General features: G+C 28.7%; 7 protein-coding genes. 5 read left to right on the forward strand and 2 right to left on the reverse strand.

Annotated features, from left to right (window positions below):
- The 4 genes from MR593_RS06430 to MR593_RS06445 all read left to right on the forward strand — a co-directional run.
- Positions 1 to 486, forward strand: a 486-nt coding sequence (locus MR593_RS06430; protein WP_290691016.1) for a site-2 protease family protein, incomplete at its 5' end; no start/stop codon positions are given.
- Positions 487 to 1,209 carry a segregation and condensation protein A gene (locus MR593_RS06435; RefSeq protein WP_290691019.1) on the forward strand — a complete coding sequence of 241 codons (723 nt, stop codon included), beginning with the start codon at positions 487 to 489 and terminating at the stop codon, positions 1,207 to 1,209.
- Position 1,210: 1 nt separating this feature from the next.
- A complete protein-coding gene (scpB, locus tag MR593_RS06440) occupies positions 1,211 to 1,744 on the forward strand; it encodes an SMC-Scp complex subunit ScpB (protein ID WP_290691022.1) in 534 nt (177 codons plus the stop codon).
- Between the two features lie 95 nt (positions 1,745 to 1,839).
- Complete coding sequence (locus MR593_RS06445; protein ID WP_290691025.1) at positions 1,840 to 2,022, forward strand: hypothetical protein; 183 nt, start codon at positions 1,840 to 1,842, stop codon at positions 2,020 to 2,022.
- 47 nt (positions 2,023 to 2,069) lie between these two features.
- Here MR593_RS06445 and MR593_RS06450 read toward each other — a convergent pair whose 3' ends face one another.
- A complete protein-coding gene (locus tag MR593_RS06450; RefSeq protein ID WP_290691026.1) occupies positions 2,070 to 2,207 on the reverse strand; it encodes a hypothetical protein in 138 nt (45 codons plus the stop codon).
- Positions 2,208 to 2,337: 130 nt separating this feature from the next.
- Here MR593_RS06450 and MR593_RS06455 point away from each other — a divergent pair, with 130 nt between their 5' ends.
- Positions 2,338 to 2,475, forward strand: coding sequence for a hypothetical protein (locus MR593_RS06455; protein WP_290691029.1), 138 nt, complete (start codon positions 2,338 to 2,340; stop codon positions 2,473 to 2,475).
- Between the two features lie 78 nt (positions 2,476 to 2,553).
- On the opposite strand, the gene MR593_RS06460 is transcribed toward MR593_RS06455, so the two are convergent.
- A partial coding sequence (locus tag MR593_RS06460) for an NAD-dependent protein deacylase (protein WP_290691031.1) occupies positions 2,554 to 3,158 on the reverse strand: 605 nt, incomplete at its 5' end.

Genomic DNA, 3,158 nt, shown 5'->3' on the forward strand with positions numbered 1-3,158 from the left:
AAAAGGGCAGGAAGAATGACAATCAATCCATCTAGACATGTGGATATTTTAGGCTTGATTATGCTTATTATATTCCATTTTGGATGGGCAAAACCAGTACCAGTAAACCCAAATAATTTTAAAAATTATAGAGTTGGTAGCTTTATCGTAGCTATATCTGGAGCTATCGGTAATTTAGTAGGAGCTATAATCTGTGCTTTTATTTTAAAATTCAGTCCGATGCGTTCTATTACTTTGATAGCTGCTACAGCTATAAATTATAATTTATGGTTTGGTGCGTTTAACTTACTTCCAGTTCCACCGCTTGATGGATGGGGAGTAATTTCTAGTTTTTTACCTTATAAATACAGAGATTTTGAAATAAAATACGAAAATATAGGATATGTAGTATTGATAATACTATTAATAACAGATTTATATTCTTATATAACAACTCCAATAGTAAGTGTATTTGCAACTATAGTAAGATTTGTGACGAAAATATAGATGAAGTACAGCATACATCTAAACGTATACGATGGACCCTTAGATCTGCTTTGCGATATGATATCTAAGCAAAAGATAGATATCAAAGATATATCGATAATTGAAATCACAAAGCAGTATCTGGCGTATTTGAATATGCTAGAATCTATGGATTTAGAAGTGACAAGTGATTTTATAACTATGGCTACGAAGCTTTTAGAGATAAAATCAAAATACTTGTTATTTTCACAAAGAGACATGGATGAAGAAGAGGATCCACGACTTGAACTTATGGAGCAAATAAAAGAATATAAAAAATACAAAAGAGCTAGTGAGGTCTTAAAGGAAAATGTAGATTACATAAGTCAGCCTTACTACAGAACGAAAGAGGAAGTTCTTACAGACGAAAAGGTCGATTTAAATGAAATATCGATAGAATCTATAAAAGCTATACTTCCATATATATTTAAGGTAAAAACTATACAAGAAGAAGAAAAAGATGAGAGATTAGATAAAATTGTAAGAGGAAAAATAATACCTGTTGAAGAAAAGATAAAATACATAGAAAATATTTTAAAAACTACAGATAATATCAATTTTAACAGCATGGTACAAAGCTATCAAAAGGATGAAGTGATAGCTACATTTTTATCTATACTAGAGCTTATTAAATCTAGAAAAATAGTAGTCGTTCAAGAAAATTTCTTTGAAGATATTATTATAAAAAAGAATTTGGAGAATTAACATGAAGAGAAGTGAGATAAAATATATTATAGAATCAATAATGTTTGCATATGCAGAACCCATAAGTATAAAGGAATTAAATTATGCCATTAATGAAGAACTTTCTCCAAAAGAAATAGAGTATATGTTAAACTTATTAAAAGATGAATATGAGGAGCAAAATAGAGGTATACAGATTATACAGCTAGAAGATAGATACCAAATGTGTACTAATAAGGAATATACTCCATATATAAAGAAAATCCTAGAGCCTAAAAGAAAGAAAACTTTAAGCCAGGCTACATTAGAGACTTTGACTATAATTGCATATAAGCAACCTATTACAAAAGTTGAAATTGAAAGTATCAGAGGTGTAAAATGCGATAAAGTTTTACAGACTTTGCTTGAAAATTCTCTAATAAAGGAAGCAGGAAGGTTAAATAAAATAGGGAAACCTATAATATATAAAACAACAGATGAATTTTTAAAGCTTTTAAATATAGAAAAATTAGAAGATTTACCGCCAATTGAACAATTTGAAGAAAGTATAGATTAAATTTTAGGCAAAATAGTTGATATATTGGTAGTTTAAAATATACAATTTAATTAAAAATATAAATTTTTATAAGATGTAAAATAGGGGGAAGTAAAATGAAAAATATAAGTTTACCACTTATAATAGGCGCTGTAATGTGTATATTGAGTATATTGTTTGGATTTTATACCATAAACACAGGAGATACTTTTAGAGGTGTTTTATGGATGGTAGCTGCTCTTTGCTGGGCATCTTTCGTTAGAAATGTATTTAGAAAAAATAACAAAAACAAACAATAAAAAAAATTGTTGCATGTTTTTACTTGCAACAATTTTTTTTCATTTTTTTAATCTTCACCAAAAGTATCGTAGTAAAGAGTTTTGATTTCTTCTTCTGATTTGTCCTTTAGAGAATCGGATATATCCTTATGTGCAATTATAAGGTAATAATTTATCAATTCGTCGATCATTATAGAAATATCCATTTTAGCCTCCTAGTTTATAATTATTTACTATATAAGGTGATTGTAGCACAAAATTAAAAAAATTAGTATTTTTTATGGAAATAGGGAATATTAATAATATACTAGAAGAAAGTTGTAAAGAGGTGTAAAAATGGACATTTTAAGAGAGGCGACTAGAATAAAGGAGATAGTTTTAGCTGTAGCCGAAGATAAGGGTATAAGTAGCTTGGAGGCGTGGCCAGAAGCTATTTTGTTGTATAAATTAAAATACGAAGATAATTTTAGATAATAAAATTTATATATTTAAAATAATAAAATCTGCCCAGTTATTAGATTGGACAGATTTTATTTTGTTTAAAATATTTTATTAATATACATCTAAAACGGCTTCTTTTAGTACTTCTCCTATTGCATCATTTATAACTAGAGAGGCCATATTATCGTATCCAGTTGAACTTTTATTTATTAAAACCATGTCTCTTCCTCTGTAGTAATTTATAAAGCTAGCAGCAGGATATACTACGAGAGAAGTTCCTCCTATTATCAATAAATCAGCATAAGTTAGAGCTTTGATAGTTTCATTTATAACGTCGTTGTCAAGTCCTTCCTCATATAAAACAACGTCTGGTTTTACAACAGCACCGCATTTATCGCAGTGAGGAATATTTCCAGGAAGTGCTAGCATTTCGTCTAAATCAAAGAATTTATGACATTTAGTGCAGTAATTTCTATGTACAGATCCATGTAATTCATATACGTTTTTGCTACCTGCCATTTGATGAAGCCCGTCTATATTTTGTGTGATTACGGCATTTAATTTTCCTATTTCTTCAAGTTTAGCTAGAGCTTTATGTGCATTGTTAGGTTTTGCATCTGGATAAATTAATTTGTCTTTGTAAAATTTGAAGAATTCATCAGGATATCTTACAAAAAAAGTATGTGAAACTAATTGTTCAGGAGTGAAATTTCTGT

This window comes from Intestinibacter sp., assembly GCF_022780145.1.
In the GTDB taxonomy this organism is placed as follows: domain Bacteria; phylum Bacillota; class Clostridia; order Peptostreptococcales; family Peptostreptococcaceae; genus Intestinibacter.